At 60.9% G+C, this 5,250-nt stretch carries 3 protein-coding genes and 1 pseudogene; 1 reads left to right on the top strand and 3 read right to left on the bottom strand.

Annotated features, from left to right (window positions below):
* Positions 1–17: 17 nt before the first annotated feature.
* Entirely contained in the window at positions 18–1,256 is a 1,239-nt protein-coding gene (locus tag HP499_RS20450; protein ID WP_172325966.1) for an MFS transporter, read from the top strand.
* A 70-nt stretch (positions 1,257–1,326) separates the two neighbouring features.
* Here the strand turns inward: HP499_RS20450 and HP499_RS20445 are convergent, their stop codons facing one another.
* From HP499_RS20445 to HP499_RS20435, 3 genes and pseudogenes are all read right to left on the bottom strand, one after another.
* A complete protein-coding gene (locus HP499_RS20445; RefSeq protein ID WP_172325965.1) occupies positions 1,327–2,799 on the bottom strand; it encodes a sugar porter family MFS transporter in 1,473 nt (490 codons plus the stop codon).
* Positions 2,800–3,196: 397 nt separating this feature from the next.
* Positions 3,197–4,849 carry an MDR family MFS transporter gene (locus HP499_RS20440; protein ID WP_172325964.1) on the bottom strand — a complete coding sequence of 551 codons (1,653 nt, stop codon included), beginning with the start codon at positions 4,847–4,849 and terminating at the stop codon, positions 3,197–3,199.
* Between the two features lie 133 nt (positions 4,850–4,982).
* Positions 4,983–5,250, bottom strand: a pseudogene (locus tag HP499_RS20435) (S-adenosylmethionine--2-demethylmenaquinone methyltransferase); the annotation flags it as partial.

Here is a 5,250-nt window from a genome sequence, read left to right as displayed (position 1 = left end):
CGACAAGGAGCCATTGAATGTCACGCCAGTTGGCTGACGCTTCAGCAAGCGCCGAAACAACCATCGAAACCACGCTGGAGGCGGAGAAAGCCTCCTTCCTCAAGCAGCCCAAGGCGGTGTGGGCCACCGCCCTGGCTGCCGTTTTCGCGTTCATGGGTATCGGGCTGGTGGACCCGATCCTGCCCGCGATTGCCAAGAACCTCGAGGCATCCACCAGCGAAGTCTCGCTGCTATTCACCAGCTACTTCCTGGTGACGGCCATTGCCATGTTGATCAGCGGATTCGTATCTTCAAGGATTGGCGGCAAGAAAACCTTGCTGATCGGTTTGGCGATCATCGTGGTTTTCGCGTCCTTGTCCGGCTTCTCTGGCAGTGTTGAGCAACTGGTGGGGTTTAGGGCGGGTTGGGGCCTCGGCAACGCACTGTTCGTGGCCACGGCCCTCGCCGTGATCGTCGGCGTGGCCAGCGGGGGAACCGGCACGGCCATCATCCTTTACGAAGCAGCCTTGGGCCTTGGCATCTCGCTGGGGCCGCTTCTGGGCGCTCTCCTTGGTGGCTGGCAGTGGCGGGCACCCTTCTTCGGCACCGCTGTCCTCATGGCGGCAGCCTTTATCGCACTGCTGGCGTTGTTGCCCAAAACACCAGCGCCCGCCAGGAAATCCCGCCTCAGGGATCCACTGCTGGCGCTCGGACACAAGGGGCTACGTACCACCGCGGCCAGTGCCCTGTTCTATAACTACGGGTTCTTCACCATCCTCGCGTTCACCCCGTTCATTCTCGGCATGGACGCCTACGGGATCGGGGGAGTGTTCTTCGGCTGGGGAGTAGCAGTCGCCGTCTTCTCGGTTTTCGTCGCCCCAGTTCTGCAGAAGCGGTTCGGGGCCGTCAAGGTCCTCATCGGCACTCTGGCCGTGCTCATGCTCGACCTCATCGGGCTGGGACTGGCCGCTGGGCACTCGGTGACCGCCGTCGTCGTGCTTGTCATTGCTGCCGGTGCTTTGCTGGGCATCAACAACACTGTCTACACCGAGTTGGCCATGGGAGTCTCCGATTCACCGCGTCCTGTCGCTTCCGCCGGTTACAACTTTGTGCGTTGGATGGGCGGGGCACTGGCCCCCTTCGCGGCAGCTCAGCTGGGTGAACACTTCGGACCGCAGATTCCGTTCTTCGCGGGCGCAGTTGCCATGGTGATCGCCATCTTCATTGCGCTTGGTGGCCGCACATACCTGAAATCGCACGAGCCACACCTGGTGTGATTCACCGCGGCTGAACAGCTCCTAAACACCGGAAAGCCCGGCGGAATCAATCCGCCGGGCTTTCTTCGCGCTACTTTGCTTCGTCGGAGGTGACCGGAAGCGGGGCTACCGGTGCGCCCTTGGGAACAAACAAGGTTTCAGCTTGCTCCAAGGACATGCCGTTCGTTTCGGGAACCTTGAACATCACAAAGAAGAACGATGCCGCCGCGAACGCCGCGTACATGGCGTAGGTCAAAGGCAGCGAACCTGCTGCCATGATGGGGAAGCTGAGCGTGATGGCGAAGTTCGCGATCCACTGTGCCGCGGCGGCCAGGCCGAGGGCGCGGGCGCGGATGCGGGACGGGAAGATCTCACCCAGCAGAACCCACACGAGCGGACCCCATGAAGCCCCGAAGCTGATAACAAAAACGTTGGCGGCAATAAGGGCAACGGGACCCCAAGCACCCGGGAGGCTGATCTCCGAACCCGTACCGACCGCTGAGGAGAAGGCCAGTGCCATGACGCCGAGGGACACGGCCATGCCAATGGATCCGGTCAGGAGGATAGGGCGGCGGCCGATTCGGTCCACCAAAGCGATGGCAACCAGGGTAACCAGAATGTTGGTCACGGACGTTGCAACGGAGATTGTCAGGGAGTCCTTTTCCTGGAACCCGACTGCCTTCCACAGGGTGGTGGAGTAGTAGAAGATCACGTTGATGCCAACGAACTGCTGCAGCACGGACAGGATGATGCCGATCCAGACCACCGGCAGCAGGCCGAACCTGTTGCCGCGGAGTGAGCCCTTCTTGGTGGAGAGCTTTTCCTGTTGGATTGAGTCCCGGATTTCGCGGATGTGGCGCTCGATGTCGTCACCCGGGATGAGCTTCTTGAAGACGGTGCGGGCCTGGTCTTCCTTGCCGTTGAGCACCAGGAAGTGCGGGGACTCCGGCAAGCGGAAGGCAATCCACCCGTATACCGCGGCCGGCAGGGCGCAAGCGATGAACATCCAACGCCAGGCTTCAATGCCCAGCCACAAAATGCCGTCGGCGCCGCCGGCCGAGTTGGCGAGCACCGCATCGGAGAGGAGGGCTGCAAAAATGCCGGTGGTGATGGCCAGTTGCTGGAGTGATGCCAGGCGCCCGCGTACGTGGCGCGGGGAAATTTCGGAGATGTAGGCAGGGGCAATGACAGAGGCAAGTCCGATACCCAAGCCTCCCACCAGACGCCAGAAGATGAGGTCCCAGACACCGAAGGCCAGGCCGGTTCCCACCGCACTCACCAGGAAGAGCAGCGCACCGATTTTCATGGCGGGGATGCGTCCGTAGCGGTCGGCTATCTTCCCGGCGAAGTAGGCGCCGGCGGCGCAGCCCAACAATGCGACAGCTACGGCGAATCCGGTCAGTGCCTCGCTCATGACGAATTCGTCCGCCATTGCATCCACCGCACCGTTGACAACGGACGAATCGAAGCCAAAGAGGAAGCCGCCCACGGCACCTGCAACGGCCAGGCCGATCACTTTCCTGGAAACTGGTGGCGCGCCTTCTTCGGTGCTGGAACTGGACATGGGTCTCCCTTGGGGAATGGTGTGGTGGGATCGCGGTGCGGGACGTCGTCGGCTGTCCGACGGGGACGCCGGTGCACTCGCGCTACACAGTGTGGCACGTCATATCGCCCGAGTTCCAGTCAAGTGACCGACGCGACATGCATTCAGGTTGTTAACGTATGGACGTCTATTGGGGGCCTGTGAGCTTGCTGGGTGGCCCCTACATGCTAGCTGTGTTGCGAAAATGACGTCCGAGGATGTGGAAAACGCAGCAGATGACAGAACTAATTGAACGCATCGCTTGAAGCGCGGGATGCCTTGGTAGCTCAAGAAAGAAAGGCAGCCCGAGGGCTGCCTTTCTTTCGTCGCCACGTCGCCACCGCTGCTAGAGGCGGAGAGATGCTGAGGTGAACTATTGCTAGTGCGCCGGCACTGACTCCTTGGCTGCTGCCTTCGGATCGGTGAGCTTCTTATTTGGCAATGCGAAGCTGATCAGGAAGGCAATGACCATGAGCCCGGCAGCCGTGAGCATGACGATGTCGATCGCTTGGGCGAAGCCTTCAGTGATGGGCCGTGTCAGCGTGCTGTTGGCGGTGTGGAGCCAGCTGGTGTCATTCAAGGATTCGTTGTTGGCGCCATTCTTGAAGAAGTCAAAGAGCTTGGCGTTGGCGGGATCGGATGCCACAGCCGGGTCCTTCATGACAGCTTGGTAGTCCGGGTTGGAAGCGGCGGTCTTCATGCCCTCGGCGATCTTGTCGGCCGCAACGCTGAACAACATGGAGATGAACACCGCAGTTCCCACCGCGCCACCCATCGAGCGGAAGAAGGCGGCCGTTGACGTGCCCACGCCCATATCTTTAGGCGGAACGGATACCTGCATGGCAAGGGTCAGGGGTTGCATGCAGAAGCCCAAACCTACACCGAAGAACACGGCAATCAGCCCGGGAACCCACAGGCCGGTATCGACGCCGAGGACCAGGCCCATGACGGTAGCGGCAGCAGCCAGGATCGCCGTACCCATGATCGGGAAGACCCGGTACACCCCTGATGAGGAGATGGTTCGGCCTGCGGAGATCGATCCGAAGAGGATGCCTACAGTAAACGTGATCATCATCAGGCCGGCCTCGGTGGGAGTCAGCCCCTTCACGAGCTGCAAGTACATGGGCAGCATGGCGATGGCGCCGAACATTCCGATGCCGATGATGAAGTTCAGCAGCGAGGACAAGCCGAAAGTGGTGTTCTTGAAGAGACGCAGAGGAATCAGGGCGTAGTCGCCGGCCCGCTTTTCAGCGAGCAGGAACGCCACGATGCCAATGACGCCGAGACCGTAGCAGAGCCAAGAGGCTCCCGATGCCCAGCCCCAGACGCGGCCCTGCTCTGCGACCAGAAGCAGCGGAACAATGGCCAAGGTGATGGCTGCGGCACCCCAGTAGTCGATCTTTTGCTTCACGTGCCGCGCGGGCAAGTGCAGGTACATGAAGACCACCACAAGGGCGGCGAGCCCAATGGGTAGATTGATGAAGAAGACCCAACGCCAGCCTTCGAAACCCAGGATGTTGGCGGAGCCCGCGAAAGCCCCGCCAATCACCGGACCGAGCACGGAAGAAATGCCAAAAACGGACATGAAGTAGCCCTGGTACTTGGCCCTGTCCTTCAGGGCCACGATGTCACCGATGATGGTCAGTGCCAATGCCAGCAAACCGCCGGCTCCGAGGCCTTGGATGCCTCGGGCAATGGCAAGCTCAGTCATGGAGTGGACGGATCCGGCGTAGAGCGATCCCACCAGGAAGATCACGATGGCCACGAGGTACAGCGGGCGGCGACCGAAGATGTCGCTGAGCTTGCCGTACAGGGGCGTGCTCACCGTCGAAGTGATGAGGTACGCGGTAGTGGCCCACGCCTGAAGCGAGAGGCCATCGAGATCGTTGGCGATGGTGTAGATGGACGTGGAAACAATGGTCTGGTCCAGCGACGACAGGAACATGCCGAGCATGAGTCCCACCATGACGGTGAGTGTCTGACGATGGGTCAGCACCTCGCCGGCGGCCCGTACGGGCGTGGTTTTGGACATATCTTCTCCAGAGGTGGCAGAAAAGTGGGTTAAGCAGGATAGTTGCTTTCAGTAACTATCTTACTGCCGGGTTGATTTCCTCCGGGAGAATATTTCTTCCACTTTCCTTTCTAAGTCGGGAGCCGCGGAAGAGTCAGCGCTCGATCAGGATGCCGTCCGGGTCGCAGTAGATCATCACGCCGGGTTGGATGCGAACGCGATCAATGACCAGTTCAACGTCCACCTCACCAACACCCGTCTTGGCGCTTTTCTTAGGGTTGCTGCCGAGGGCTTTGACGCCAAGGGGCAGGCGGGAGATGGCCTCGCGGTCCCGGATGGCTCCGTTAATCACCACGCCGGACCAGCCGTTGGCCACAGCGCTCGCCGCAATAAGGTCTCCCATGAGGGCGGTCCGCAGTGAC

Origin of the sequence: Paenarthrobacter sp. CM16 (assembly GCF_013179505.1) — a bacterium.
In the GTDB taxonomy this organism is placed as follows: domain Bacteria; phylum Actinomycetota; class Actinomycetes; order Actinomycetales; family Micrococcaceae; genus Arthrobacter.
This window is presented reverse-complemented; position numbering and strand designations above follow the sequence as displayed.